Below are 25211 nucleotides of genomic sequence, written 5' to 3' on the forward strand. Positions count from 1 at the left end.
GCCCAGATAGCTCAGTCGGTAGAGCAGAGGATTGAAAATCCTCGTGTCGGCGGTTCGACTCCGTCTCTGGGCACCACCTTCAAGCTTCTGGTGGTTGCAAAGTTACCCGAAGCGACAACAAGAAACCCGCCTAGTGCGGGTTTTTTGTTGTCTGCATTTTTTGCTTTTGGGATGAGCAGCATCGATAGCTGCCACCCCACATCTCTAGCCCTACCCCGCAGTTCGCGGACACACCACCTCGGCATGTAGCCTCAGACCGAGTGCCGCCATCACTTTCATGATGGTCGCCAGGCTAGGGTTACCCTCCGCCGACAAGGCCTTGTATAGCCCTTCGCGAGTCAAGCCCGTATCACGCGCCAGTTGCGCCATGCCACGAGCACGCGCGATATCGCCCAAGGCAGCGGCAAGCAGCACCGGATCGTTTTCTTCAAGGCAGGCCTCAAGGTACAGAGCCATGTCTTCCTCTGTCTTGAGGTGATCTGCGGCATCCCACTTGGTCAATTTGGTATCAGTCATGGCGGCCTCCTAAAGCTCGCGTGCCAGCTTGAGGGCTGATCTGATGTCCCAGGCCTGAGTGGACTTGTCGCCACCCGCCAGAAGGATGATCACCTCGTAGCCTCGCTGAACGAAATACACCCGATAGCCCGGACCGTAATCGATCCGCAGCTCGGATACTCCTTCACCCACCGGCTTACAGTCCCCAATCACTCCAAGCTCAACCGCCGCAGGCGCACATTGATATGAGCCTGTGCACGAGCATCCCGCAACGCGGCGAACCACCTTCTGTAGGTGTCGGTTTGTAATAGTGTGTGCATGGGAAAAATGTAAACCGTAGTTCACACTACATCAATCTGGACGTGTTTCAAACTATTTGAATGCGCAGCGCCGCACCCTCCGCCCACCGGCATTGATCAGCATCAACGACCTCCCCCACACCCAAACTCACAATCAAAAGTGGACATTCGACCCAACCTCGCAAGGACCTCCATGAGCGAAGAAGCCACCCTCCTGCTCCCCGCCCCCGGCGAATCCTCTTCCCCCGCCCCTGCCGCACCTCGCACGCGCCGCCCTCGCCAACGCAAACCTGAACCCTCCATCACCCAGGTCAGCCAGGCCCCGGCCGCGCTGGAAGTGGCCAGCGCACCGAAAGGCAGTAACGAAAACAGCACCTCGGCGCGCCTGCCGGCCAGCTACCCGTACCGCACCCGTCTGCGCCGCCAGGATTACGAGAAGGCCAAGCATGCGCTGCAGATCGAACTGCTAAAGGTGCAAAGCTGGGTGAAGGAAACCGGCCAGCGTGTGGTCATCCTGTTCGAGGGGCGTGACGCGGCAGGCAAAGGCGGCACCATCAAGCGCTTCATGGAACACCTGAATCCGAGGGGCGCACGGATCGTCGCACTGGAGAAGCCCTCCGAGCAGGAACTGGGGCAGTGGTACTTCCAGCGTTATATCCAGCACCTGCCCACGGCGGGTGAAATGGTCTTCTTCGACCGCTCCTGGTACAACCGCGCCGGGGTCGAGAAGGTGATGGGTTTCTGCTCACCACTGCAGTACCTGGAATTCATGCGCCAGGCGCCCGACCTGGAGCGAATGCTGTGCAACAGCGGCATCCTGCTGTTCAAGTACTGGTTCTCGGTGAACCGCGAAGAGCAGCTGCGCCGCTTCATCTCGCGCCGGGACGACCCGCTCAAGCATTGGAAGCTGTCGCCCATCGACATCAAGTCACTGGACAAGTGGGAGGACTACACCGCCGCCAAGGAAGCGATGTTCTTCCATACCGACACCGCCGATGCGCCGTGGACGGTGATCAAGTCCGATGACAAGAAGCGTGCGCGGATCAATTGCATCCGGCATTTCCTGCATTCGCTGGATTACCCAGGGAAGGACCATCGCGTGGCGCATGCGCCAGATGAGCTGCTGGTCGGCCGGGCATCGCGAGGGTTCGAGGAGGATGAGCCGGCGGTGGTAGCCAGTTAGATGGCCGGGGCTGCTGTGCAGCCCATCGCCGGCAAGCGCGGCTCCCACAAGCATGGGAGCTGGCTTGCCGGCGATGGGCCGCACAGCGGCCCCTTTCAGCAACACTTGGGTTTCCCGGGCAACTGCGCTTCAATACGCGCACTTTTCAGCCACACCCCCAGGATGAGCCATGGCCACCACTTCCAAGCAACAGAAACGCGCCAAGCGCGCCGCCAGCAAGGCCAAGCAGAACCGCATGGTGCGCAGCGGCCAGGCGGTCAAGGCCAGCGCCGGTGACAGCGCCAGCATCGAGCAAGTATTCAACAAGGCCATGGAGACCGACAGCTACAAAGAGCTGTTCGCGAAGATGAAAACCGCCCAGGAAACCAGCCTGGTGGCGATGATCTCGGTATTCCTGGTCGACCCGCTGCTGGCCCTGGTACTCAAGGGCCACAAGGAAGAGCACGCCACCGACTACATCGTGCTGGTATTCAACGCCTACCGCACCTGGCTCGACGGCGCCGACGAAGACACCACCATGGCCTGGCTGGAAAGCGATGAATTCCAGGAAGCCTATATCGCGGCTTCCGAACTGGTGGCCAAGCAGCAACAGCAGCAGAAGCAGTTTGGCTGAACCGGCTGCATAACCTGCTCCGGCCCTTTCGCGGGACAAGCCCGCTCCCACAGGGGCCGCGCTACCCTCAGGCCTGTGGTTAACCTGTGGGAGCGGGCTTGCCCCGCGAAGAGGGCCGCACAGGCAATAAAAAAGGCCGCGCCCTACACAGGACGCGGCCTTTTCATTTCAAGCAGCGCGGATCAGTTGTCCAGCGCCACCCGCCCGGCAGCTTCACGCTTGCGGTGCACCAGCAAGCCCGCCGCCACCACACCAATGCTCAGCAGTGCAGTCGCGATGATTTCGGCACGGTGGTCTTCACGCAGCGCCATCACCGCCAGCACAGCAACGATGAAAGCGATGGTCGCCCAGGTCAGGCCAGGGAACAGCCACATCTTAAAGGCGATTTTCTCGCCACGGGCTTCACGCTGGCTGCGCATGCGCAGCTGCGACACGGCAATCACCAGGTACACCAGCAGCGCAATGGCGCCAGAGCTGGCCAGCAGGAACTCGAACACCTGGGCCGGGGCCACGTAGTTGGCGAACACGCAGAGGAACGCGGCAGCGGTCGACAGCAGCACGGCCACATGCGGGGTCGCCGCCTTGGTGGTGCGCTGGGCGATGGCCGGGGCGTCGCCACGCTTGCTCAGCGAGAACAGCATGCGCGAGGAGGTGTACAGCGCCGAGTTCAGGCAGCTGGTCACGGCAACCAGGACGACGATGTCGACGATCAGCTTGGCGTTCGGCACGCCAATGCGGCTGAGCACGGTCTGGTAGGAGCCGACTTCGGCCAGCGCCGGGTCGTTCCACGGCACCAGGGCCACAACCAGGAAGATCGACACCAGGTAGAACAGGCAGATACGCCAGATCACCGAGTTGGTGGCACGGCTGATCTGCTTGCCTGGGTCTTTCGATTCGGCCGCCGCGATGGTGACGATTTCGGTACCCATGAACGAGAACATGGTGGTCAGCATGGCCGCCAGCACCGCGCCCAGGCCGTTAGGCATGAAGCCCTGGGTATCGAACAGGTGCGCAGCACCGCTCACCTGGCTGCTTGGCACGAAGCCGAACATGGCGATACAGCCGACGACGATGAAGCCGATGATCGCCAGCACCTTGAGCAGGGCGAACCAGAACTCGAACTCACCGTAGTTTTTGACGCTGCACAGGTTGGTCAGGGTCAGCGCCAGGGTAATAAGGAGGGAGAAGGCCCACAGGTCCACGGACGGGAACCAGGCGTGGAGGATGGCCGCGGCGGCGTTGGCCTCCAACGGGATGACCAGCACCCAGAACCACCAGTACAACCAGCCAATGGTGAAACCGGCCCAGCGGCCAATGGCGCGGTCGGCATAGGTAGAGAACGAACCCGTATCCGGCGAGGCGATCGCCATTTCGCCGAGCATGCGCATCACCAATACCACAAGGGTACCGGCGGCGGCGTAGGCCAGCAGCACGGCCGGGCCGGCAGCTGCGATGGCATGGCCAGAACCCACGAACAGACCGGCGCCGATAACGCCAGCAATGGACAGCATGGTGACATGCCGTTGTTTGAGCCCCTGAGCGAGGTCATTGGAATTGTTACCGCTCATTAAAACTACCTTTGTAAGGAGTGGACCACTCCGACTGCGGAACCAGAGCGCGCCTGGGGTTGACCTAGGCGTCACTGCAATCGGCGGTTTCCAACTGGCAATAAGCGCGCCACATTCTGAATACATTCGTCAGATTGATACCACGACCTGTAAACGGCGCGGGTTGCAGGGCATTCGGCCAACCTCTGACCAAAAGGCCGCCAAATCTCCATGCCAAGTCCGGATTACGGAAATACCCACTTACAAACGCACCAAAGGTGCTCCCCGGTAACACCTTTGCACCAGTGCAACGCACAAAAGTGCAACCCAGCGGTACAACCCGAATACCCCTCAGGCACCACCCCAAGTCGCACCCGTTGCGGCAGGTTTCATCATCGCCAGGCCAAAAGCGCTTCCAACCACTGCGCAAAGCTGGCACCATCGCGCCTTTTTTCATCAAGGCTATGGAGCTGGGAGAGCCGCATTGCGGACATCTGCGCGACGTTGCGCTGCAGCGATGCGACAAACTGCCCCGGCAAGGCCTTGAGCCCCTGCGCCCCTGTTGGCCGTCACATTACCGCTATGCTAGCTTGGCGCTCGCCAGGAAGGCCGCCAACAGCTGGGAACGCACCCGATCACATGAGGACCGCACATGGCCCAGGCCACGCCCGCGCTGGAAATCCGCAATCTGCACAAACGCTACGGCGAGCAGGAAATTCTCAAGGGCATTTCGCTGACCGCGCGCGACGGTGACGTGATCTCCATCCTGGGGTCGTCTGGCTCCGGCAAGTCCACCCTGCTGCGCTGCATCAACCTGCTGGAAAACCCGCACCAGGGCGAAATCCTCGTTGCTGGCGAAAGCCTCAAGCTCAAGGCCGCCAAGAACGGCGACCTGATCGCCGCCGACAACCGCCAGATCAACCGCCTGCGCAGCGAGATCGGCTTCGTCTTCCAGAACTTCAACCTGTGGCCACACATGTCGATCCTCGACAACATCATCGAGGCGCCACGCCGCGTGCTCGGCCAGAGCAAGGCCGAGGCCATCGAAGCCGCCGAAGCGCTGCTGAACAAGGTTGGCATCTACGACAAGCGCCACAGCTACCCCGCCCAGCTTTCCGGTGGCCAGCAGCAACGTGCTGCCATCGCCCGCACCTTGGCCATGAAGCCCAAGGTCATCCTGTTCGACGAGCCGACCTCGGCGCTCGATCCGGAAATGGTCCAGGAAGTGCTTAACGTTATCCGCGCACTGGCCGAAGAAGGCCGTACCATGCTGCTGGTGACGCACGAGATGAACTTTGCCCGCCAGGTGTCCAGTGAAGTGGTCTTCCTGCACCAGGGCCTGGTTGAAGAGCAAGGATCGCCGCAGCAGGTCTTCGAGAACCCGACCTCGGCGCGTTGCAAGCAATTCATGTCCAGCCACCGCTAACGGAGCAATACATGCACACTTACAAGAAGTTCCTCCTGGCAGCCGCTGCCACCCTGGTGATGTCGGCAAACGCCATGGCCGCGGAAAAACTGCGCATGGGTATCGAAGCCGCCTACCCACCGTTCAACAACAAGGACGCCAGCGGTAACGTCGTCGGCTTCGACAAGGACATCGGCGACGCCCTGTGCGCCAAGATGAAGACCGAATGCTCGGTAGTGACCTCCGACTGGGACGGCATCATCCCGGCCCTGAACGCCAAGAAGTTCGACTTCCTGGTGTCGTCGCTGTCGATCACCGACGAGCGCAAGCAGGCTGTCGATTTCACTGACCCGTACTACTCCAACAAGCTGCAGTTCATCGCGCCGAAGAACGTCGACTTCAAGACCGACAAGGCTTCGCTCAAGGGCAAGGTGATCGGCACCCAGCGCGCCACCCTGGCGGGCACCTGGCTGGAAGACAACTACGGCAACGACGTAGAGATCAAACTGTACGACACCCAGGAAAACGCCTACCTGGACCTGGTCTCCGGCCGCATCGACGGCATCCTGGCCGACAAGTACGTGCAGTACGAGTGGCTCAAGAGCAAGGACGGCATGAACTTCGAGTTCAAGGGCGAGCCTGTGGTCGACAGCGACAAGATCGGCATCGCCGTGCGCAAGGGTGACCCGCTGCGCGAGAAGCTGAACAAGGCCCTGGCAGAAATCAAGGCCGACGGCACGTACAAGAAGATCAACGACAAGTACTTCCCATTCAGCATCGAATGATCCGCTTGACCTGCGCGCCCTCGCGGCGCGCAAGTCCCTAGAATGACCTGCCCATGAATATCGACCTGCACGGATTCGGTCCGGCCATGATGGCCGGCACCCTGATGACCGTAAAACTGGCGCTTTGCGCCCTGCTGCTGGGGCTGGTCCTGGGCCTGCTCGGCGCCCTGGCCAAGACTTCCTCGATCAAGCCATTGCAATGGCTTGGTGGCTTCTACTCGACCCTGGTGCGCGGCGTGCCCGAACTGCTCTGGGTCCTGCTTATCTACTTCGGCACCGTCGGCCTGATGAACAGCCTCGGCGAAGCCCTGAACATGCCTGGCCTGGAGCTGAGCGCCTTTGCTGCGGGCGTCATTGCCCTGGGCCTGTGCTTCGGCGCCTACGCCACTGAAGTGTTCCGTGGCGCGATCCTGGCGATCCCCAAGGGCCACCGTGAGGCAGGCCTGGCGCTGGGCCTGTCCAAGGGCCGCATCCTGTCGCGGATCATCCTGCCGCAGATGTGGCGCATCGCCCTGCCGGGCCTGGGCAACCTGTTCATGATCCTGATGAAGGACACCGCGCTGGTGTCGGTGATCGGCCTGGAAGAAATCATGCGCCACGCACAGATCGGCGTGACCGTGACCAAGGAGCCGTTCACCTTCTACATGGTCGCCGCCTGCATCTACCTGAGCCTGACCATCATCGCCATGACTGGCATGCACTTCATGGAAAAACGCGCCGCTCGCGGCTTTGCGAGGGCCGAATAAATGAATTGGGAAGTCATCATCAAGTGGCTGCCGCGCCTGGCCCAGGGTGCGACCCTGACCCTGGAGCTGGTGGCCATTGCCGTGGTCGCCGGGCTGATCCTGGCCATCCCGCTGGGCATCGCCCGCTCCTCGCGCCACTGGTACGTGCGCGCCGTGCCGTTCAGCTACATCTTCTTCTTCCGTGGCACGCCCCTGCTGGTGCAGCTGTTCCTGGTCTACTACGGCCTGGCGCAGTTCGACGCGGTGCGTTCCAGCTCGCTGTGGCCGTACCTGCGCGATCCGTTCTGGTGCACCGTGCTGACCATGACCCTGCACACTGCCGCCTACATCGCCGAGATCCTGCGCGGGGCGCTGCAGTCGATCCCCAAAGGCGAGATCGAAGCAGCACGGGCGCTGGGCATGTCGCGCGGCAAGACGCTGTTCTACATCATGCTGCCACGCGCCTCGCGCATCGGCCTGCCGGCCTACAGCAACGAAGTGATCCTGATGCTCAAGGCCAGCGCCCTGGCCAGTACCGTGACCCTGCTGGAACTGACCGGCATGGCCCGTACCATCATCGCCCGGACCTACCTGCCGGTGGAGATCTTCTTCGCTGCCGGGGTGTTCTACCTGGTGATCTCGTTCGTGCTGGTGCAAGGCTTCAAGCTGCTGGAGCGCTGGTTGCGCGTGGACGCCAGCCAGGGCCGCTGAACCCTACTGGCCTCTTCGCGGGTAAACCCGCGAAGAGGCCCTCGAAAACACCACACACCTCAAGCCCCGCCCCCATGTCCACCTACCTCCACAGCCACCAGTTGCACGACCGCTTCCAGGCCCTCGACCAGTTCCTGATCGAGCACCAGCCGCTGTGGAAACCTAGGCCATTCACCGCCCTGCGCCTGGACTGGGAAACTGAATACGCCGCACTCTCCGCTCACCTGCGCCAATGCACCCTGGCCGATGCCGAAGCCGACATCGACCCGCAAGGCCTGCCCGCCCCGTTCCCGCATCTGGCCGCGCAAGCTGCGCAGCTGTCGGCACTGGGCGAGCTCCCCGACGCCGGCCTGCCCAGCGCCGGCCACCGCCTGGACGTCAACGTCCCGGGCCGCAAATGGCAGCAGATCGAAGCCTTCAGCCGCCGCCTGGGCTTTCGCGAACAGACCCGTCATTGGCTCGACTGGTGTTCCGGCAAAGGCCACCTCGGCCGCCGCCTGCTGCAACCCGGCCAGCAGCTGACCTGCCTGGAGTACAACCCCGAGCTGGTCGCCGCCGGCCAGGCCCTGAGCGATCACCATCACCTGCCCGCGACCCACATACACCAGGATGTGATGGCAGCCGGCATTACCCAGCACCTGAACCAGGAGAAAAGCGTTGTCGCCCTGCACGCCTGCGGCGAACTCCACGTGCAGCTGTTGCGCCAGGCTAGCCGGCAAGGCTGCCGCCATCTGGCCGTGGCCCCTTGCTGCTACAACCGCATCACCGGCGAGCACTACCAGCCGTTATCCACCGCCGCGCAGCGCTCGCCACTGCAACTGAACGTGATCGACCTCGGCCTGCCACTGAACGAAGCCGTTACCGCCAGCGCCCGCGTGCGCCATCAACGTGATTGCTCCATGGCCCGGCGCCTGGGCTTCGACCTGCTGCAGCGCGAGCAGCGCCAGTGCGATGAATACTTGCCCACCCCTTCGCTGCCGATCGCCTGGCTGGCAAAGCCTTTCGAGCAGTACTGCCGTGATCTGGCCGTCCTGCGCAAGGTCGAGCTGCATGGCAACCCGGACTGGGCCGCGCTAGAGGCTGCCGGTTGGCAGCGCCTGGCCGAGGTGCGCAACCTCGAGCGCCTGCAGAAGCTGTTCCGCCGTCCGCTGGAGCTGTGGCTGGTACTCGACCGCGCGCTGTTCCTCGTAGAACAAGGCTATGACGTTCACCTGGGCACCTTCTGCGATTACCCGCTCACACCACGTAACCTGCTGCTGCTGGCTGAACGTGACCGTTAGCCGCAGTACAACCTGTGGATAACTCTGTGAACAAGCTTTTGATGAATGGATGGACCCAAGCGCTATTTCAAGCGTTTGGCTTATTCCAGCATCCGCCTCAAGCCCAGTAAAAACAGGTGTTTGCGCAAAGACCGGCGGTATGCGGCGGCGGCATGCCTTTCGCGCACGGCGACAATGCCTCTTGTGCATAAACAAAATTTCGATTAGGTAACGGCTCCCACAGAACTGCCCAGAAATGCGACTTTCATTGCATCCTCTGTGGGAGCAGGCTTGCCCGCGAATGGCCTCGAATCAACGCACCTTGTTCTTGCCCAATTCGATGTCATTCATCAGCGCCTTGGCCAGGGCCAGCAAATAGTCGGCAGCGCCTAATAGCTTGTGGTCGTCCTCTGCGTCCCCCTCACGTACAAGGTGTTTGATATAGCCGAGCAACACCGACACATGCTCGTAGGCATGGTCGATCGGGATACCCGGCTGCACGCGCAACAGATCGACTGTTGGGTTACCGGCTTCCAGGAAGGTCTGCACACCTGCGGTGACGATGGTTTCAACGGCCTCACTCATGGGCTGCCCCCTTTTCATCGCTCAAGCTCGCCAGTGCATGCTGGAACAGGATCAATGCCGAATCGGCCGCGTAGGCGGCATTGGCCAGCGTGTTCAAACCGGGCTCGCCGGCGTGGAGACGGCAATGTTCATCGATGGTTTCGGCGACGCCGCGGATAAGCTCGGCGCCGTGGGTGATGGCATCTTCGGGAGAGATATCGCTGTGGACGGAGAAGTACGGCGTTTGGATTAGAAGATGGGGTGGATCAGGAACGATCTTTTTCATAATGGAAATCCCTATGTTCATAGAGGGATTGCCACTCTCATTCTTTCTCACGGAACAAAGGCGGCAACCGTACACGGGGTGAGAAACCGAGTGAACATAGGAAGCTCGGCCAGACCGAAATCTGCCCGCGCACGGTCGCCATAACGCAGCCGCTACATTCAAATCGGGTTCTCACACCCGGTCACCAGAATTGGCGACCCGAGAACGTTAGCCCCGGGGCATTTCCCCGCCAACAGTGAACGGTCGACTGCGCTCGTAGGATAATTCCCAAATACCCAAATCCTGAAGCATTTGGTCTCAAGTTCAGAAATCCCTCACAAAATCACCACGGTCTCTGTGGGAGCGGGTTCACCCGCGAAGAGGCCCGACGGTGTATCATCCAAGCCCCAAATCATTAAAAAGCTACGTCGCACGCTGCCCGCCAGCCCTGCGACCGTCTGGCGTTGCGCCAGATTCGACAATGGACTAACGGACTACACCATCGTGACCTACACCAAACCCCTTGCCCTGCTGGCCTTCGCCCTGACCCTCGGCGCCTGCAGCAACAGCCCTGCCCCACACCCTGCCAGCAACCTGGACTGGAACACCCCGGGCATGCAACTGGGCGGCGACAACGGCCTGCCCCTGCGCGTCGAAAGCCCCTGCCGCAATCGCGGCTGCGACAACGACAAGCTGTTTTTCAACCCCGGGCAGACCGAGCCAAACGTCAACACTATCCACCGCGGCTGGTAGGAAAATTCTCCTTTCAGGCCGGTGACTTAGCTCATTTGCGCAGAATCGCAAGGAAGTGGTTTACAGGCGCCAACCGATCGTTATAATGACGCCCCATTGCCGGTATAGCTCAGATGGTAGAGCAACTGACTTGTAATCAGTAGGTCCCGGGTTCGATTCCTGGTGCCGGCACCATACGCAGTATCAAAAATGGCTCACCGCAAGGTGGGCCATTTTTGTTTGGGCAACCTACCCCTGCAGCATGTAGCGCCCAGCTTGTCCCGCCGTCATGACGTCACAGGAGCACCTCGATGCGCATCATGGATTGGTATTGGAATCGCTGGATTCGCCGGCACGGATGCAAGGTCAGCATCGCGCTGTCGCAGTTCCGCAAGAAAGCCACCCTGAAGCTTGAAGAACAGGTCAGGCTCGGCGAGGTGCTGCTAGATGCCCAAGCGCTCACGATCGGTGCCAGTACCTATATCCGCAGCGGTTGCCACCTGCAGCAGGTCGGTTCGGTGGGGCGCTTCTGTTCGATTGGCTCCGACGTCGTGCTCGGGCAAGAAAAGTACACCCATCCTTCGGACTGGCTGAGTACCCATCCCTTCCAGTACACCGATACGGGCCTGGAATATATCGCTCCCACAGAGCCCGCCACGATTGGCCATGATGTCTGGATTGGCCACAGCGCCATGGTCATGGAAGGTGTGACTGTTGGCACGGGTGCAATCATCGCGACCCGTTCGGTAGTAACTCACGATGTTCCCCCCTACGCCGTGGTCGCTGGCGTGCCTGCGAAGGTCATCCGATACAGGCATTCAGCAGAATTGATCGAGCAGCTGCTGGCCTCCAAATGGTGGGAGCGGGATCTTCAGCAGTTGAAAACCCTGCCGCTCAACGATCCCGCCGCGTGCCTGGAAGCACTCAAGCAGGTGCCCACTGCCCGCTATCGCCAGCTCCAGATCACGCGCAAGGGCTGCAAAGTGCTCTAGAGCGGGCCCCATCGATCAGAACGCAGTACTGACCGTCAGCGACATGTTCCGCGGATCGCCATAGATCGCCCCGGCATAGAACCCGTACTGGGTGTAGTAGTGCTTGTCGAACAGGTTGTCGACGTTGAGGCTCACCGAAGTGTCGTCGGTCAGTTGGTACTTGGCCATGGCATTCCAGATCGCATAACCGGACCAGTTCACATCGGTGGCCCCCGCACTCACACCATTCACTGGCTGCCCTGCCGGGCTGGAGATGGCGCGGATGTTGGTCTGTGCCTTCACCCCGGCGCCGAGGGTCAGGCGGTCAAGCGGGCCGGACAGGCGATAGGTGGTCGAGGCCTTGAACAGGTGCGACGGATCGCTGCGCCCGTCGCTGTCGACGCGGCGGAAGTGCAGGTAGGTATAGCCGGCGTAGATGTTCCAGTTCGGTGTCAGGGCACCGGCGATTTCCAGATCGATACCGTCGGTTTCCTGGCCGGTACCCGCCTTGTAGGCGTCACCACCGGTTGGCGTGGTCAGGCCGTCATCGAGTACCGCTTTGTTCTGCTGCTTGGTGCGGAAGTACGCCGCCGACGCATTCAGGCGCCCGTCCAGCCACTCACCCTTGATGCCGGTCTCGTAGCTCTGGCCACGAATCGGTTCGACCTTGGTACCGCTTTCGGTCTCGGCCGTCTGCGGGTTGAAGATGTCGGTGTAGCTGGCGTACAGCGAGTAGTTGTCGTTGAGGTCGTATACCGCGCCCAGGTACGGGGTGACGATGCCGTTGTTCTGCTGGTTGCTGCGCACGCCGGCCACGCTGTTGGTGGTTGCCGAATAATCGGTGGTGCGTACGCCGACGATCACCGACAGCGGGTCGGTGATGCTCAGCCGGGTGGCGGCGTACATGCCCTGCAAACGGGTGGTGGTCTTGCTGTGGCGGCCAGTGCGCGAGGCGATCATGTCGTAGTCGCTGTCCACGCCGTTGTGCCAGTCGGTGAGCGGGAAGCCGTTGTTGGCGCGGAACTGGCAGCCGACCGAGGGGGCGCTGACGCGGTCGTCGCTGACCATGGTGCAGCTGTATTCCGGCGACCAGGCCACGGTACGGCTGTCGTTGTAGCCGACCATCGCCTGGTGGGTGCGGCCGAACAGTTGGAACGGGCCGGACAGGTCGATCTGCGCAGACTGCTGGGTGGTGTCGCTGGAGCTGTGCAGGCCATTTAACACCGCACCGCTGCCGTCCTGGTCCCAGTAGCCGCCGTAGCTGCCACGGCCGGCCGAGTTGACCTTGGCCAGGCCACGGTGGTTGAGCACTTCGGCAGTGCTCTGGGCAGCCTTCAGGTCGAGAGTCCAGTCGTTGTCAAAACGGTGCTCCAACGAGCCAAAGGCGGTACGGGTGGTGTACTCGCCAAAGCTCCAGCTCGGCACCAGGTTGGTGCTGCGCGGCAGATCGGTCTTGCTGCCGTCCTTGTACCAGATCGGGATGTTGGCGCCCCAGCCGCCACCGACCACCTTGTTGTATTCGTACTGGTAGCCGGCGCCGAGGGTGGTCGCATCGTCGATGTCGAATGCGAAGCTGGCCAGGGCTGCGCGCGAGCGTCCGGACTGGTTGTCGCGGAACGAGTTGGCATCTCCCTGGGTCATCACGAAGCGCGAACGCAGGCGACCGTCTTCGGACAGCGGCAGGTTGAGGTCAGCGCCCAGGCGGCGCTTGTCCCAGCTGCCGTAGGTGGCGTAGGCACTGCCGCCAAAGGTCTTGGTCGGCGCCTTGCGGATCAGGTTGACGGTGGCAGATGGGTCTCCGGTGCCCCCCAGCAGGCCGTTGGCGCCGCGGACGATGTCGATGCGCTCGTAAAGGTCCATGTTCAGTGCATTACCGCCACCACTGAAGTCGGAGCCGCCCTGGAACTGCAGGCCGTCGACCTTCCAGTTGCTGATCGAGTAGCCACGGGCACGGAAGTCGGTACGCCCGCCCACTTCGGACTTGGTGGCACTCACGCCTGGCGTGGTGTCCAGCGCCTGCTCGATGGAATGCACATCGCGGTCATCCATCTGCTGCCGAGTGATGGTGGTGACCGACTGCGGCGTCTGCCGTGGGGTCAGTTTCAGGCCGGTGGAGCTGCGGGTACTTTCCACCGTATAGCCGAGTTGGCCGGTTTCATCTGCGGACACCAGCGCACTGTCCTCGATCTGTGTGGCATCCAGCTCCAGGGGCTGGCTTTCGGCAGCCAATGCGCTGCCACTGATGGCGACGGCAACGAAGAAGGCAAGCGGGTGCAGGCGGCTGCCGCCCCGGAAAACAGGCGTGAAGTCGTTCATGGCGCTCTTATGAATCATTTGGGAAGTCTTCGTATTTGCAGATGATTTTTTGTTACGATTCTAGGGATCCGCCCTTTGGGCTCCATACCCGGCTTGTACGGGGATGTAATTGAACGTAACGAGCGCTGCCGGCCCTCCCCGAACAGGTGTTTTCCCGATGAGCACGACCTTGCTGGTTGTCGACGATGACGACGAGATCCGCGAACTTCTTTGCGATTACCTTACCGATGCCGGCTATACCGTACTGGCGGCAGCAGACGGTGAAGGCATGCGCGAACAGCTGGCCGCGAGCAAGGTCGACCTGGTGGTGCTCGACCTCATGCTGCCCGGCGAAGATGGCTTGAGCCTGTGCCGCCAGCTCCAGGCAACGCCCGGCCTGGCGGTGATCATGCTGTCGGCCAAGGGCAGCACGCTGGACCGCATCATCGGCCTGGAAGTGGGCGCTGATGACTACCTGGCCAAGCCCTTCGAACCGCGTGAGCTGATCGCCCGTATCAAGGCGGTGCTGCGCCGCCCGCAGCGCCTGGATATCGCTGCCGAGGAGGTGGCTGCCGAAGCCCAGCGTTTCGCCGGTTTCAGCCTCGACCACGTCAAGCGGCTGCTGACTCGCCCGGACGGCGCAACCCTCACCCTGCCCCGCTCCGACTACCGGGTTCTGCGTGAACTGCTGGAGGCCAACAACCGCGTGGTCTCGCGCGATCAGCTGACACGCAGCGCGTTTGGCCGCGATCACCACCCCGACGATCGCTCGGTGGACATGTGCATCAGCCGCCTGCGCCAGCAACTGCGCCGTGCGCCGGCCAGCGACATACAGATCCTGACCATCCGCAACGAAGGCTATCTGCTGAGCATTGCCCGCGCCGAGGCAGACAGCTGAGATGCGTTGGCTCCATCGCCTGTGGCCACGCACGCTGTTTGGCCAGCTGCTGCTGATCATGGTCAGCGGCACACTGGTGATCCAGTTGATGTCGAGCAGCATCTGGTTCGATGTGCGTTTCGCCCAGGTGCTCGAAGCCCCGATCCGGCTCATGGCCGCTCGCAGCGCCCCGCTGATTGCCCAGGCCGATTGCCACACCGCACACCTGCAAGTGCCTGCGCACTATCAGCTGCGTTGCCTCGAAAGCGAACCAGCACAACAAGAGGAGCAGCGGCGCGGGCGGCGGCGCGTCGAGCTGCTGCTGCAACAGGCACTCAAGTACGAACTGGGCCATGCGCAGACGGTGCGCCTGCAGAAGGTGCAGCTGACTGATGAAGCAGGGCAGCCGATCGTCTGGCGCATCCTGTTTGGCCTGCGCACCGCCCAGGCGCACATCCAGTTCGCCGTGCCGTTGCCCGACGGCCACTGGCTGAGCATCGACGGCCAGGAGCTGCAGGGCTGGAGCGGCGAGTCGGCGTGGGTATTGATCAGCGACTACCTGCTGCGGGTCTATGCGCTGCGTATCGTCGCCGTGCTGCTGGTCTGCCTGATCGCCGTACGCCTGTGCCTGCGCCCATTGCGGCGCCTGGCCGACGCGGCGCGCGGGCTGGGCAGCAACCTCGCGCAGCCACCTTTGGCCCTGGACGGCCCGGAGGAAGTCAGACAGGCCGCACAGGCCTTCAATGCCATGCAGCAGCGCCTGATCGCCATGGTCAACGACAAGGCCTACTTCCTGGCCGCCGTGTCCCACGACCTGCGCACCCCGCTGACACGCATGCGCCTGCGCCTGGAGCGGCTGCCGGACGACGAGCAGCGCGAACGCCTGCGGCAGAACATCACCCAGATGGACAACATGATCGGCCAGGTACTCGACTACCTGCGTGCCGGCGAGCAGCAGAACCTTCAGCTGGTCGACCTCGACCGCCTGGTGGCGCGGCTTTGCGCCGACCTTGCCAGCAGCGCGGAGCCCTTGCCTGTGCATGGCAAGGGCGGCAGCCTGCGGGTCGACGCCTTGTTGCTGCAACGCTGCCTGCAGAACCTGGTGGTCAATGCCCTGCGCTATGCCAGGCAGGTATCGGTGACGCTGGAAACCGCCATTACCGGCGTGTACATCCACGTCGACGACCGCGGCCCCGGTATCGCGCCTGGCCTGCTGGCCACCATCAGCGATCCGTTCGTGCGGGGCGAAGGGTCGCGCAACCAGGCGTCCGGCGGCTATGGCCTGGGGCTGAGCATTGCCCAGCGCATCGCCAGCAGCCATGGCGGCGAATTGCTGCTGCACAATCGCGAGGGCGGCGGTTTGCGCGTCAGTGTATTGCTGCCCCGATGATCCAGCCCCCGTTGTTCGGGTAATAGTCTTTTACCGAAACCCCAGGTTTTCCCGACCCGGGGTTTGCCTATCCTAGGCCGCGTCATCCAGCCTGCGATGGACCCATGAAAGATTCGCTCCCCAGCCGTTATGCCTGCCTGGCCCTGTGCCTGCTGTTCAGCTTCGCCAGCATCCCCTTCCTTGCCCAGCACAGTTGGCTCTGGCCGCTGACGGTGGTCACTACTCTGCTCAGCCTGGTCGGCCTCAACGACCTGCGCCAGAGCCACCACGCGGTGCGGCGCAACTACCCGCTCCTGGGCAACATCCGCTACCTGATCGAAACCATCCGCCCCGAAATCCGCCAGTACCTGATCGAGGGTGACGACGACAAGCTGCCGTTCTCCCGCTCGCAACGCTCGCTGGTGTATGCCCGGGCCAAGAACGAGAGTGCCGAGAAAGCCTTCGGCACGCTCAACGATGCCTACAAGCCCGGTTTCGAATTCATCAGCCACTCGATGTTGCCGGTCGCCACACCCGACCCCGCGTCGTTCCGCATCGCCATTGGCGGGCCGCAGTGCCGCCTGCCCTACTCTGCGTCAATCTTCAACATCTCGGCCATGAGCTTCGGCGCCCTCAGTGCCAATGCGATTGCCGCGCTCAACCAGGGCGCGCGCCTTGGCCGTTTCGCCCACGACACTGGCGAGGGCAGTATCAGCCCTTACCACCGCGAACACGGCGGCGACCTGATCTGGGAAATCGGCAGCGGTTACTTCGGGTGCCGCACCGAAGACGGCCGCTTCGACGCGCAACGCTTCGCCGAGCAGGCGCGCAGCCCGCAAGTGAAGATGATCGAGCTCAAGCTCAGCCAAGGTGCCAAGCCCGGCCATGGCGGGATTCTGCCGGCACACAAGGTCAGCCCGGAAATCGCCGCAACCCGTGGTGTACGCGTGGGCGAGGACTGTATCTCGCCCGCCGCGCACAGCGCATTCCGCACCCCGGTGGAGCTGCTGCACTTCATTGCCAACCTGCGCGAGCTGTCGGGCGGCAAGCCGGTGGGCTTCAAGTTCTGCCTGGGCCACCCGTGGGAGTTCATGGGCATCGCCAAAGCCATGCTGGTCACCGGCATCACCCCGGACTTCATCGTCGTCGACGGCAAGGAAGGCGGCACTGGCGCGGCACCTCGGGAATTCAGCGACAACATGGGCGTGCCGATGCGCGAAGGCCTGATGTTCGTGCACAACACCCTGGTCGGCCTGAACCTGCGCTCGAGCATCCGTATCGGCGCGGCGGGCAAGATCGTCAGCGCCTTCGATATCGCCAGCGTGCTGGCCATCGGCGCCGACTGGGTCAACTCGGCACGCGGCTTCATGTTCGCCATCGGCTGCATCCAGTCGCAGAGCTGCCACACCAACAAGTGCCCGACCGGTGTCGCCACGCAAGACCCATTGCGCCAGCGCGCATTGGTGGTGCCCGATAAAGCCGAGCGGGTGGCCAGCTTTCATCGCAACACCCTGCATGCCCTGGCCGAGATGCTCGCTGCCGCTGGCCTAGAACACCCCTCGGAGCTCAAACCCAAGCACCTGGCACGGCGTATCAGCACCAGCGAGATCAGTCTGTTTTCCGACCTGCACCAATTCCTCAAGCCTGGTGAATTGCTCAGTGGCTCGATTGAAAGCGAATTCTATGCACGGATGTGGCGGATGGCGCGCAGTGACAGCTTTGCACCAGAGACAGGAGAGATACCGGTCACGCCGACAGCAGCCAGCGTGCGGCGCAAAGAAACAGCCCCGGCATAGGCCGGGGCTGCTCGGGACGCTCGGTCAGGATCAGAAGATGCTGATCGGGTACTCGACGAATACGCGGACTTCGTTGCCGTCGTCGTTGTAGCCGTTCTGCTGTACTGCGTTGTTGGTACGCAGCCAGGAACCACGCAGCTTGACCGACAGGTCCTTGGCCGGGCCGTCCTGAACGACGTAGCGCAGCTGGTTGAAGATTTCGCGCTCTTTACCTTCACCGAAGCCGTGGGTGTTGATGTTGTCACCCGCCACGTAGGCGATCTTGTAGGTCAGGCCCGGCACGCCGAAGGCGCCGAAGTCCAGGCCATAGGCGAGCTGCCAGGAGCGCTCGTCTTCGGCGTTGAAGTCGGACCAGTAGGAGTTGGCCAGGTAGATGGTCGAACCACCGTCACCCACGCCACCGCGGTCCTGGTACCAGCCGTAGTTGTAGCCGGTGCTGCCGGTGCTGCGCTGGTGCGCCAGGGTCACCGAGTGCGGGCCGAAGGCGTAGGTCGCCGCCAGGCTCCAGATGGTGTTCTCGTCACCGGTCAGCCCGGCTTTCTGGACGTACTTGCTGTTGATGTCCGACTTGTAGCCGTTGAAGTCCAGGGTCAGGGACTGGTCTGCCGCGATCGGGAAGACGTAGTTCATGCCCAGGTAGTGCTTCTTCATCACGTCTTCGATGTTCGACGTGTAGGCGGAAGCGGTGAAGTTATCGGTGAACTTGTAGCTGCCACCGAATACATCGATCGACTTCAGGTGGCCGCTGTCGCGACCTTCGGCGCTCTTGCGCGCTTGCTCGGTGAAGTGACCGGCATTCAGCTCCAGGCCTTCGATCTCCTTGGAGGTGATGAAGGTACCGGTGTAGCTCTCAGGCAGCAGGCGGCTGTCGTCGTACTGCAGCACCGGCAGCTCAGGCATCATGTCACCGTACTTGAGCACGGTGTTGGAGACGCGGAACTTGATGGCAGCGCCACCGCGGGCCAGGTTGTGCGGCGAATTGGTCGGCGCGGTGTCGCTAGGCTTGAAGAAGTCGATGCCAGCCCCGCCATTACGGCCTTTGCCGCCATCCAGGCGCAGTGCATACAGGCCGAAGGCGTCAACGCCCACGCCCACGGTGCCCTGGGTGAAACCGGAGGAGAATTTGCCGATGAACGCCTGGCCCCATTCGCTCTGATCGTTCTTGCCGTGCTTCTTGTCGCGGTTGATGTAGGCGTTGCGCAGAAGAACGTTGGCGTGGCTGTCCTCGAGGAAGCCCTTGCTGTCGGCCTGATCGTTGGCCTGAGCCTGGGTCGCGGCGATCATCGCCAGGGCGACCAGGCTGATCCTGGTTTTCAACATGTTGTTTTCCTTATTTCTAAATCAAAAACGCTTTGCACAATTACGCCTGGAACCAACGCCCCTTCGTAGGTTCGACGCTATGCGGATCCGAACTGAAAAGCCCGCCGATCAGTGTGTGGCGGGCCTTTCGCAGCAGCATGGCCATGGGTGGCCAGCAAGCGTTGGCCGAATCCTAGCTGTGTGCGATTACAAATGTCAAAAACTCGTGAATTGCAGGTTGATATAACCAATTTCGCAGCCATAGCCGGTGCATTTTCATGGCACCTGCGGCAATCGGCAGGCATTTTGTCTTCTGTGGAATTGTTCGGCATCAAACCGTGGAAAAAGCACAATTTACAAACAGACACATATGTAAAGACAAGTCTTTACAAATACTCAAGCAGCAGTAAATAGTAAGCATTACCATTCGCGCCTGTTTTTCATTTACTACAGTCCGGATGTTCTGATGCCTGCCCCAAACCGCCTGCCCTCACTTGGCCTTGGCCTGTCACTGATGATCAGCGCCAGCCTGGCCAGTGCCTCCAGCACCACACTGCCCGAACTCTCGGTGACTGCCGAGAGCGAGCGCGAAGAAGACAACCCACAGGTCAAGGAAGTCAGCACCGCGACCCGCACGTCGACGCCGGTGCGCTATGTGCCGCAAGCCATCGACACGGTGAAGACCTCAAGCGTGATGGACTACGGCAGCAATACGCTGGGCAAGGCGCTGGAAGGCATTCCCAACGTCAGCAGTGGTGCCGATACGCGCTTCGACAGCGTACGCATTCGTGGCTTCGAGGCCAGCAACGACTTTTACCTGGACGGCATCCGCGACGACAGCCAGTACATTCGCGACCTGCATAACATCGAACGGGTCGAAGTACTCAAAGGCCCGGCAGCCGTGCTTTATGGCCGTGGCAGCCAGGGTGGCATCGTCAACCGGGTGAGCAAGGCGCCAGAGCGCGGCCGGCGCTCTTCGATCGAGGCCCAGGGTGGCAGTGAAGACCTGCGCAGCCTGTATGCCGACCTCAGTGCCGACCCCAGCGACAGCATCAGCCTGCGCCTGAACATGGGCAACCAGGACAACAACAGTTTCCGCGACGGCGTCGACGGTAGCCGGCAACTGTTCGCACCGTCCATGAGCTGGCAGCTTTCACCCGACCTCAACTGGCTGGTGCAGTACGAGTACAGCCGCTACAACCGCACACCTGACCGCGGCATCCCCGGTGTCGACGGGCGCCCGGCGGATGTCGGTCGCAGCACCACGTACGGTGACACCCAGCGCGACTACATCGATGACCGTGCGCAATCGTTGCGCTCTCGCCTGAACTACCAGCTCGACGAAACCTGGCAATTTCGCCACACCCTCGGCCTGTTCAAGCTCGACAGCGAGTTCGACAACACCTACCTGACTGCCTACAACGCCAGCAACAAGACGGTTACCCGCCAGCGTTGGCAACAAGACCTGACCACCCGCAACCTGTTCAACAACCTGGAAGCCGAAGGCGATTTCGCCACCCTTGGCCTGGAACACAAGCTGTTGATCGGGCTGGAGTTCGGCAATCAGCGCCGTGACCCGACGCTGTATACCGCCGCGCCGGTCGCGGCTGGAGGCAGCCCGGTACCCAGCCTCGATGTCTACAATCCGGACCGCAGCCTGCAGCACAATGGCCGCATGGTGGTGTCGAGCGACAACCACACCGTGGTAGACAGCCGCGGGCTCTACCTGCAAGACCAGATCCGCCTGAATGACCAATGGCAATTGCTGGCCGGGGTGCGTTTCGACCAGTTCGAGGTAGAGACCACGAACAAGCTGCGCAACCTTTCCGAGAAACAGGACAGCAACACCACCAGCCCGCGCCTGGGCGTGGTCTACACCCCCTGGCGCGAACATTCCTTCTATGCGTCGTGGAGCAAGACATTCTCGCCAGTCGGCGGTGGCTTGATCGGCATTACCCCAGGCGCACCGGGCAACAGCAACGACACCAGCCCGGAGCTAACCCGGCAGAAAGAGATCGGGGTAAAGAGCGACTGGCTGGACGAACGCCTGAGCACCACCCTCGCCATTTATGAACTGGAGCTCTACAACCGCCGCACGCGCGACCCGAACAACCCGGAGATCACGCTGCTCAGCGGCCTCCAGCGCTCACGCGGCATCGAACTGACCGCCACCGGCAATGTCATCGGCAACTGGTACGTACGTGGCGGCATTGGCTTGCAGGACGCCACCATCGTCAAGGACAACAATGGCCTGGAAGACAATCGCATCAACGATGTAGCAAAACGCAACGCCAGCCTGTTCGTGACCTGGAAACCAGAACTGGGCTGGTATGCCGAGACCGGGCTGACACTGGTCGGTGAACGTTACGCCGATAACCAGAACACCACGGTCTTGCCAGGTTATGGCCGTTGGGATGCGCTGGCAGGGTTCCGTACCCATGACTGGGATGTGCGGGCAGCGCTGAGCAACATCACCGACAAGACCTACTACAGCTCGGCGACCAGCGCCGCGCAAATCCAGGTTGGCGACCCGCGCAGCCTGGTGGTTACCGGTACTTACCGTTTCTGATCCACTGTTTGCACCCTTCACAAACGAAAACGCCACCGCAATCACGGTGGCGCTTTTTCTTGGGGCGGGCTCCTGCCCTGGTCAGTGCCAGACCCCCAGCAGCGCATCCAGCTCAGCATCGCTGATCAGCCCTTGAGGATAGCGGCCGTCAAGCAGACGTCGAGGGTCGGTCGTCCTGACCCGTTTGCCTCCATGGTGTTTCAACCACTGCGCCAGAACCCTGAGCGATTGATGATTGACTGCCGATGGGCGCAAAGCCGTCTCACTTGCTGCGTTCATGTCCACACGTACTCCCTGGGCCCGTGAGCGGTTAATCTACGTCGTGATTGTTACAGTACGGTGTGCCCGGCCTGCTCAGTTAACTCCCTGAAAAACAATACAAAACCTATGCCATCCGGCCTTCCGGATATCGTCGGAGCAAAAAAAAGCCCGTCATCTGACGGGCTTCTTGGTTGGCATCTATCAGCGCTTGACCGGCGCCGGCTGCTGCTGGGTAAGGCAATGGATGTTGCCACCGCCGAGCAGCAGTTCGCGACCCGGGATCATCACCACTTCGTGGTCCGGGAAGACTTTGGCAAGAATCGCTCTGGCCTGAGCATCTGCCGGGTCGTCGAAGCTCGGCGCGATGATGCCACCGTTGACGATCAGGAAGTTCACGTACGAACCGGCCAGGCGCACCGACGGGTCGCGCTCCTGGCTACCGGCCACCTGATCGACACCGGCGCATTCTTCTTCAGTGGCAAACAGCGGGCCAGGGATCGGCATTTTGTGCACCACAAACTCGCGGCCTTTTGCGTCACGCGTGTTTTTCAGCACCTCGTAGGCAGCGTGGCAGCGGGCATAGTTGGGGTCGTTGGAATCATCGGTCCAGGCCAGTAACACTTCGCCAGGGCTGACGTAACAGCAGAAGTTGTCGACGTGGCCGTCGGTTTCATCGTTGTACAGGCCTTCGGGCAACCAGACGATGGTTTCCACCGCCAGTTGTTCGCGCAGGATCTCTTCGATCTGTTCGCGGTTCAGGTGCGGGTTGCGGTTGCGGTTGAGCAGGCACTCTTCGGTGGTGATCAGGGTGCCTTCGCCGTCGACGTGGATCGAACCGCCTTCGAGTACGAAGCCTTCGGTGTGATAGCGCTGGCAGCGCTCCATTTCCAGCACCTTGGCCGCCAGTTCCTCATCCCGGTTCCAGGGCGCATACAGGCCGCCGTCGAAGCCGCCCCAGGCATTGAAGCCCCAGTCCACGCCACGTACTTCACCGTGGTCGTTGATCACGAAGGTTGGACCGGTGTCGCGCACCCAGGCGTCGTCGTTGCTGATTTCCACCACACGAATGTTCGGCAGGTCGAGCTGGCGACGGGCGTTTTCGTACTGACCGGCGGAAACGGCCACGGTTACGGGTTCGAAGCGGGCAATTGCCTTGGCCAAGGTGACATGCGCTGCCTGGGCCGGTTTGCCGCCCAGGCGCCAGTTGTCCGGACGCTCGGGCCAGACCATCCAGACCTGGCTTTGCGGGGCCCATTCGGCGGGCATGTGGAAACCGTCGGCGCGGGGGGTGGAGTTGAGGGTCTTCATGGATAACCTCTGCAAAGGCACTAGGCCGATGGTCAATGGATAGCAAGTGAATGCGACATTTCCGAAGGTGTGTGATGCCCGCGGCGAATGGCTAATTTATAACCGATAGATATCGACATTAGAAGCCTTTACAACGATCAATACCTGCAAAACATCTATTTTTTACCGATATTGATCGACAAACGGTCTATCAAGATCAATCCTGACACGACGTTCGATATAATCGCTTCGCAGGCTGCGTCACTGTGCCAAAAAGCTTCAAGATGAAACCTGTTTCATTTTTCTGCTTGGGAACCCGGCCCTGTGGCCGATAACCCGGTGCAAACATGAAATCAGCAGGTGGGCTCGTGCTGGCTCACCGCCAGCCGATCTAGGCTCAGTTAGCCAGGGCGGCGGACTTAGAGCGGACCTTTCAAGGTCGGACCTTCAGCACACTGACCGAAGAATTTCCATGAATATCATAGCGACCGAGATACCCGACGTAGTCATCATCGAACCTAAGGTCTTCGGCGACAGCCGTGGCTTCTTCTTTGAAAGCTTCAATGCCCGCGAATTCAAGAAACAGACCGGCTTCGACGGCCATTTTGTCCAGGACAACCATTCGCGCTCCCAGCGCGGCGTGCTGCGCGGCCTGCATTACCAGATCGACAACCCTCAGGGGAAATTGGTGCGCGTGGTACATGGCGAAGTACTGGACGTAGCCGTGGACATCCGCCGCAGCTCGCCGACCTTTGGCCGCTGGGTGGCCCGTCGCCTTTGCGCCACTGACCACCTGCAGTTCTGGATCCCGCCCGGGTTCGCCCACGGTTTCCTGGTACTGAGCGAAACGGCCGACTTCCTGTACAAGACCACCGACTACTACAACCCCGCCGCCGAGCGCTCGATCCGCTGGGACGACCCTGATCTGGCCATCGACTGGGGCATCGAAAACCCGACCCTGTCAGCCAAGGACCAGGCTGCCGTGCTTTTGAAAGACGCGGACCTGTTTCCATGAAAATTCTCGTCTGTGGCCACCACGGCCAAGTCGCTCAGGCGCTGCAGGCGCAGTTGAACGGGCTTGGCGAAGTGCATGTGCTAGGCCGCGAACAACTGAACATGGCTTGCCCCGAGGACCTGCGCGAGCCACTGCGACGCCTGGCCCCGCAGCTGATCATCAACGCCGCCGCCCACACTGCGGTGGACCAGGCCGAAAGCGAACCTGACCTGGCCTTCGCGATCAACGCCGAAGGCCCAAGGGTGCTGGCCGAAGAGGCGGTTCGCCTGGGCGCGCCGCTCATCCACTACTCCACCGACTATGTCTTCGATGGTGAAAAGGCCCTGCCTTACACCGAACTCGACCACCCCAACCCGCTGGGTGTCTACGGGCGCAGCAAACTCGCCGGGGAGCAAGCCATAGCCGCAGTGGATGGCGAGCACCTGATACTGCGCACCAGCTGGGTCTATTCGCTGTACGGGCGCAACTTCCTGCTGACCATGCAGCGCCTGTTGCAGGAAAAACCGCAACTGCGTGTGGTCAACGACCAGATCGGCGCCCCCACCTGGGCCACGACCATCGCCGTCGCCACCCGGGCGCTGATCGAGCGTTGGCAAGCCGGGCAGCGCGGCGCCTGGGGCACCTATCACCTGACGGCCCAAGGCGAAACGTCCTGGTTCGGCTTCGCCCAGGCTATCGGTGAACAACTCAAGGCGCGCGGCCTGCCCTGCGCCGAACTGCTGCCGATTCCTTCCAGCGAGTACCCGACCCCAGCCCGCCGCCCGGCCAACTCTCGCCTGGATTGCTCGCGCCTGACCAAGGAGTGGGACGTACACCTGCCGCACTGGCAGCAAGCGCTGATCGACTGCCTCAAGTAGCGCATAATTGCGCCAGACCCATCTGGCGCATT

Annotated in this window: 23 protein-coding genes, 2 tRNA genes and 1 pseudogene; 17 read left to right on the forward strand and 9 right to left on the reverse strand. The window is 61.8% G+C overall.

What is annotated here, in order from left to right; all coding sequences use genetic code 11:
* A tRNA-Phe gene (locus ACIPZ5_RS04145) sits at positions 1–76 on the forward strand.
* 134 nt (positions 77–210) lie between these two features.
* On the opposite strand, the gene ACIPZ5_RS04150 is transcribed toward ACIPZ5_RS04145, so the two are convergent.
* Positions 211–516, reverse strand: coding sequence for an addiction module antidote protein (locus ACIPZ5_RS04150; RefSeq protein WP_400806858.1), 306 nt, complete (start codon positions 514–516; stop codon positions 211–213).
* Positions 517–525: 9 nt separating this feature from the next.
* Positions 526–815, reverse strand: a pseudogene (locus ACIPZ5_RS04155) (type II toxin-antitoxin system RelE/ParE family toxin).
* 172 nt (positions 816–987) lie between these two features.
* On the opposite strand from ACIPZ5_RS04155, the gene ppk2 reads away from it, so the two are divergent.
* Together ppk2 and ACIPZ5_RS04165 are read left to right on the forward strand one after the other, a co-directional pair.
* Positions 988–1977, forward strand: coding sequence for a polyphosphate kinase 2 (gene ppk2 / locus ACIPZ5_RS04160; RefSeq protein WP_400806860.1), 990 nt, complete (start codon positions 988–990; stop codon positions 1975–1977).
* A gap of 169 nt (positions 1978–2146) precedes the next feature.
* The gene (locus tag ACIPZ5_RS04165) at positions 2147–2590 is read left to right on the forward strand and encodes a hypothetical protein (protein WP_261941892.1); all 444 of its coding nucleotides are present in this window, start codon (positions 2147–2149) and stop codon (positions 2588–2590) included.
* Positions 2591–2772: 182 nt separating this feature from the next.
* On the opposite strand, the gene gabP is transcribed toward ACIPZ5_RS04165, so the two are convergent.
* Complete coding sequence (gene gabP, locus ACIPZ5_RS04170) at positions 2773–4158, reverse strand: GABA permease (protein WP_261941893.1); 1386 nt, start codon at positions 4156–4158, stop codon at positions 2773–2775.
* Positions 4159–4789: 631 nt separating this feature from the next.
* Between gabP and ACIPZ5_RS04175 the strand changes: the two genes are divergently transcribed.
* The 5 genes from ACIPZ5_RS04175 to ACIPZ5_RS04195 all read left to right on the forward strand — a co-directional run bounded on the left by ACIPZ5_RS04175 (position 4790) and on the right by ACIPZ5_RS04195 (position 9043).
* Positions 4790–5563, forward strand: a complete 774-nt coding sequence (locus ACIPZ5_RS04175; RefSeq protein ID WP_085677911.1) for an ABC transporter ATP-binding protein — start codon at positions 4790–4792, stop codon at positions 5561–5563.
* 11 nt (positions 5564–5574) lie between these two features.
* The gene (locus ACIPZ5_RS04180; RefSeq protein ID WP_261941894.1) at positions 5575–6327 is read left to right on the forward strand and encodes an ABC transporter substrate-binding protein; all 753 of its coding nucleotides are present in this window, start codon (positions 5575–5577) and stop codon (positions 6325–6327) included.
* 53 nt (positions 6328–6380) lie between these two features.
* Positions 6381–7073, forward strand: coding sequence for an ABC transporter permease (locus ACIPZ5_RS04185; RefSeq protein WP_085677909.1), 693 nt, complete (start codon positions 6381–6383; stop codon positions 7071–7073).
* Complete coding sequence (locus ACIPZ5_RS04190) at positions 7074–7763, forward strand: ABC transporter permease (RefSeq protein ID WP_343594346.1); 690 nt, start codon at positions 7074–7076, stop codon at positions 7761–7763.
* 74 nt (positions 7764–7837) lie between these two features.
* The gene (locus ACIPZ5_RS04195) at positions 7838–9043 is read left to right on the forward strand and encodes a methyltransferase (protein WP_400806867.1); all 1206 of its coding nucleotides are present in this window, start codon (positions 7838–7840) and stop codon (positions 9041–9043) included.
* Between the two features lie 291 nt (positions 9044–9334).
* On the opposite strand, the gene ACIPZ5_RS04200 is transcribed toward ACIPZ5_RS04195, so the two are convergent.
* The gene (locus ACIPZ5_RS04200) at positions 9335–9607 is read right to left on the reverse strand and encodes a DUF3077 domain-containing protein (protein WP_400806869.1); all 273 of its coding nucleotides are present in this window, start codon (positions 9605–9607) and stop codon (positions 9335–9337) included.
* Positions 9600–9872, reverse strand: a complete 273-nt coding sequence (locus tag ACIPZ5_RS04205; protein ID WP_343594349.1) for a hypothetical protein — start codon at positions 9870–9872, stop codon at positions 9600–9602. The genes ACIPZ5_RS04200 and ACIPZ5_RS04205 overlap by 8 nt, the downstream gene beginning before the upstream one ends.
* A 483-nt stretch (positions 9873–10355) precedes the next feature.
* Between ACIPZ5_RS04205 and ACIPZ5_RS04210 the strand changes: the two genes are divergently transcribed.
* From ACIPZ5_RS04210 to ACIPZ5_RS04220, 3 genes are all read left to right on the forward strand, one after another.
* On the forward strand, positions 10356–10604 hold the full coding sequence (locus ACIPZ5_RS04210) for a hypothetical protein (RefSeq protein WP_400806871.1): 249 nt from the start codon (positions 10356–10358) through the stop codon (positions 10602–10604).
* Positions 10605–10702: 98 nt separating this feature from the next.
* Positions 10703–10778: transfer RNA gene (locus tag ACIPZ5_RS04215), tRNA-Thr, on the forward strand.
* A gap of 116 nt (positions 10779–10894) precedes the next feature.
* Positions 10895–11575 carry a CatB-related O-acetyltransferase gene (locus ACIPZ5_RS04220; RefSeq protein WP_343594351.1) on the forward strand — a complete coding sequence of 227 codons (681 nt, stop codon included), beginning with the start codon at positions 10895–10897 and terminating at the stop codon, positions 11573–11575.
* Between the two features lie 15 nt (positions 11576–11590).
* On the opposite strand, the gene ACIPZ5_RS04225 is transcribed toward ACIPZ5_RS04220, so the two are convergent.
* Positions 11591–13888, reverse strand: a complete 2298-nt coding sequence (locus tag ACIPZ5_RS04225) for a TonB-dependent siderophore receptor (protein WP_400806874.1) — start codon at positions 13886–13888, stop codon at positions 11591–11593.
* 139 nt (positions 13889–14027) lie between these two features.
* Between ACIPZ5_RS04225 and ACIPZ5_RS04230 the strand changes: the two genes are divergently transcribed.
* The 3 genes from ACIPZ5_RS04230 to ACIPZ5_RS04240 all read left to right on the forward strand — a co-directional run bounded on the left by ACIPZ5_RS04230 (position 14028) and on the right by ACIPZ5_RS04240 (position 17891).
* On the forward strand, positions 14028–14747 hold the full coding sequence (locus tag ACIPZ5_RS04230) for a response regulator transcription factor (RefSeq protein WP_343594353.1): 720 nt from the start codon (positions 14028–14030) through the stop codon (positions 14745–14747).
* A 1-nt stretch (position 14748) separates the two neighbouring features.
* The gene (locus ACIPZ5_RS04235; protein WP_400806877.1) at positions 14749–16116 is read left to right on the forward strand and encodes an ATP-binding protein; all 1368 of its coding nucleotides are present in this window, start codon (positions 14749–14751) and stop codon (positions 16114–16116) included.
* Positions 16117–16220: 104 nt separating this feature from the next.
* Complete coding sequence (locus tag ACIPZ5_RS04240; protein ID WP_400806880.1) at positions 16221–17891, forward strand: FMN-binding glutamate synthase family protein; 1671 nt, start codon at positions 16221–16223, stop codon at positions 17889–17891.
* 30 nt (positions 17892–17921) lie between these two features.
* Here ACIPZ5_RS04240 and ACIPZ5_RS04245 read toward each other — a convergent pair whose 3' ends face one another.
* On the reverse strand, positions 17922–19211 hold the full coding sequence (locus tag ACIPZ5_RS04245; RefSeq protein ID WP_400806882.1) for an OprD family porin: 1290 nt from the start codon (positions 19209–19211) through the stop codon (positions 17922–17924).
* Between the two features lie 445 nt (positions 19212–19656).
* Here ACIPZ5_RS04245 and ACIPZ5_RS04250 point away from each other — a divergent pair, with 445 nt between their 5' ends.
* Positions 19657–21759: a TonB-dependent receptor gene (locus ACIPZ5_RS04250; RefSeq protein WP_400806885.1), complete on the forward strand. Its 2103-nt coding sequence runs from the start codon at positions 19657–19659 to the stop codon at positions 21757–21759.
* Positions 21760–21840: 81 nt separating this feature from the next.
* Here ACIPZ5_RS04250 and ACIPZ5_RS04255 read toward each other — a convergent pair whose 3' ends face one another.
* Both ACIPZ5_RS04255 and aguA read right to left on the reverse strand, forming a co-directional pair.
* Positions 21841–22038: a hypothetical protein gene (locus ACIPZ5_RS04255; protein WP_261944365.1), complete on the reverse strand. Its 198-nt coding sequence runs from the start codon at positions 22036–22038 to the stop codon at positions 21841–21843.
* A gap of 183 nt (positions 22039–22221) precedes the next feature.
* The gene (gene aguA, locus ACIPZ5_RS04260) at positions 22222–23328 is read right to left on the reverse strand and encodes an agmatine deiminase (RefSeq protein WP_343594357.1); all 1107 of its coding nucleotides are present in this window, start codon (positions 23326–23328) and stop codon (positions 22222–22224) included.
* Positions 23329–23779: 451 nt separating this feature from the next.
* Here aguA and rfbC point away from each other — a divergent pair, with 451 nt between their 5' ends.
* The gene (rfbC, locus tag ACIPZ5_RS04265) at positions 23780–24322 is read left to right on the forward strand and encodes a dTDP-4-dehydrorhamnose 3,5-epimerase (protein WP_343594358.1); all 543 of its coding nucleotides are present in this window, start codon (positions 23780–23782) and stop codon (positions 24320–24322) included.
* Positions 24319–25179 (forward strand): dTDP-4-dehydrorhamnose reductase, encoded by an 861-nt coding sequence (gene rfbD / locus ACIPZ5_RS04270; protein ID WP_400806888.1) that lies wholly within the window; start codon positions 24319–24321, stop codon positions 25177–25179. The genes rfbC and rfbD overlap by 4 nt, the downstream gene beginning before the upstream one ends.
* The last annotated feature ends 32 nt before the right edge of the window (positions 25180–25211 follow it).

It is taken from the genome of Pseudomonas sp. NPDC089428 (assembly GCF_044749325.1).
Classification (GTDB): Bacteria; Pseudomonadota; Gammaproteobacteria; order Pseudomonadales; family Pseudomonadaceae; genus Aquipseudomonas.

What these genes read in the sequence shown, in the direction of transcription:
- ACIPZ5_RS04195 (WP_400806867.1), top strand. Translation starts at nt 7,838, where the DNA reads ATGTCCACCTACCTCCACAGCCACCAGTTGCACGACCGCTTCCAGGCC.
- ACIPZ5_RS04205 (WP_343594349.1), bottom strand. Translation starts at nt 9,872, where the DNA reads ATGAAAAAGATCGTTCCTGATCCACCCCATCTTCTAATCCAAACGCCG.
- ACIPZ5_RS04235 (WP_400806877.1), top strand. Translation starts at nt 14,749, where the DNA reads ATGCGTTGGCTCCATCGCCTGTGGCCACGCACGCTGTTTGGCCAGCTG.
- ACIPZ5_RS04165 (WP_261941892.1), top strand. Translation starts at nt 2,147, where the DNA reads ATGGCCACCACTTCCAAGCAACAGAAACGCGCCAAGCGCGCCGCCAGC.
- ACIPZ5_RS04250 (WP_400806885.1), top strand. Translation starts at nt 19,657, where the DNA reads ATGCCTGCCCCAAACCGCCTGCCCTCACTTGGCCTTGGCCTGTCACTG.
- ACIPZ5_RS04180 (WP_261941894.1), top strand. Translation starts at nt 5,575, where the DNA reads ATGCACACTTACAAGAAGTTCCTCCTGGCAGCCGCTGCCACCCTGGTG.
- ACIPZ5_RS04185 (WP_085677909.1), top strand. Translation starts at nt 6,381, where the DNA reads ATGAATATCGACCTGCACGGATTCGGTCCGGCCATGATGGCCGGCACC.
- ACIPZ5_RS04200 (WP_400806869.1), bottom strand. Translation starts at nt 9,607, where the DNA reads ATGAGTGAGGCCGTTGAAACCATCGTCACCGCAGGTGTGCAGACCTTC.
- ACIPZ5_RS04175 (WP_085677911.1), top strand. Translation starts at nt 4,790, where the DNA reads ATGGCCCAGGCCACGCCCGCGCTGGAAATCCGCAATCTGCACAAACGC.
- gabP (WP_261941893.1), bottom strand. Translation starts at nt 4,158, where the DNA reads ATGAGCGGTAACAATTCCAATGACCTCGCTCAGGGGCTCAAACAACGG.
- ppk2 (WP_400806860.1), top strand. Translation starts at nt 988, where the DNA reads ATGAGCGAAGAAGCCACCCTCCTGCTCCCCGCCCCCGGCGAATCCTCT.
- ACIPZ5_RS04190 (WP_343594346.1), top strand. Translation starts at nt 7,074, where the DNA reads ATGAATTGGGAAGTCATCATCAAGTGGCTGCCGCGCCTGGCCCAGGGT.
- aguA (WP_343594357.1), bottom strand. Translation starts at nt 23,328, where the DNA reads ATGAAGACCCTCAACTCCACCCCCCGCGCCGACGGTTTCCACATGCCC.
- rfbD (WP_400806888.1), top strand. Translation starts at nt 24,319, where the DNA reads ATGAAAATTCTCGTCTGTGGCCACCACGGCCAAGTCGCTCAGGCGCTG.
- ACIPZ5_RS04220 (WP_343594351.1), top strand. Translation starts at nt 10,895, where the DNA reads ATGCGCATCATGGATTGGTATTGGAATCGCTGGATTCGCCGGCACGGA.
- ACIPZ5_RS04225 (WP_400806874.1), bottom strand. Translation starts at nt 13,888, where the DNA reads ATGATTCATAAGAGCGCCATGAACGACTTCACGCCTGTTTTCCGGGGC.
- ACIPZ5_RS04255 (WP_261944365.1), bottom strand. Translation starts at nt 22,038, where the DNA reads ATGAACGCAGCAAGTGAGACGGCTTTGCGCCCATCGGCAGTCAATCAT.
- rfbC (WP_343594358.1), top strand. Translation starts at nt 23,780, where the DNA reads ATGAATATCATAGCGACCGAGATACCCGACGTAGTCATCATCGAACCT.
- ACIPZ5_RS04245 (WP_400806882.1), bottom strand. Translation starts at nt 19,211, where the DNA reads ATGTTGAAAACCAGGATCAGCCTGGTCGCCCTGGCGATGATCGCCGCG.
- ACIPZ5_RS04230 (WP_343594353.1), top strand. Translation starts at nt 14,028, where the DNA reads ATGAGCACGACCTTGCTGGTTGTCGACGATGACGACGAGATCCGCGAA.
- ACIPZ5_RS04150 (WP_400806858.1), bottom strand. Translation starts at nt 516, where the DNA reads ATGACTGATACCAAATTGACCAAGTGGGATGCCGCAGATCACCTCAAG.
- ACIPZ5_RS04240 (WP_400806880.1), top strand. Translation starts at nt 16,221, where the DNA reads ATGAAAGATTCGCTCCCCAGCCGTTATGCCTGCCTGGCCCTGTGCCTG.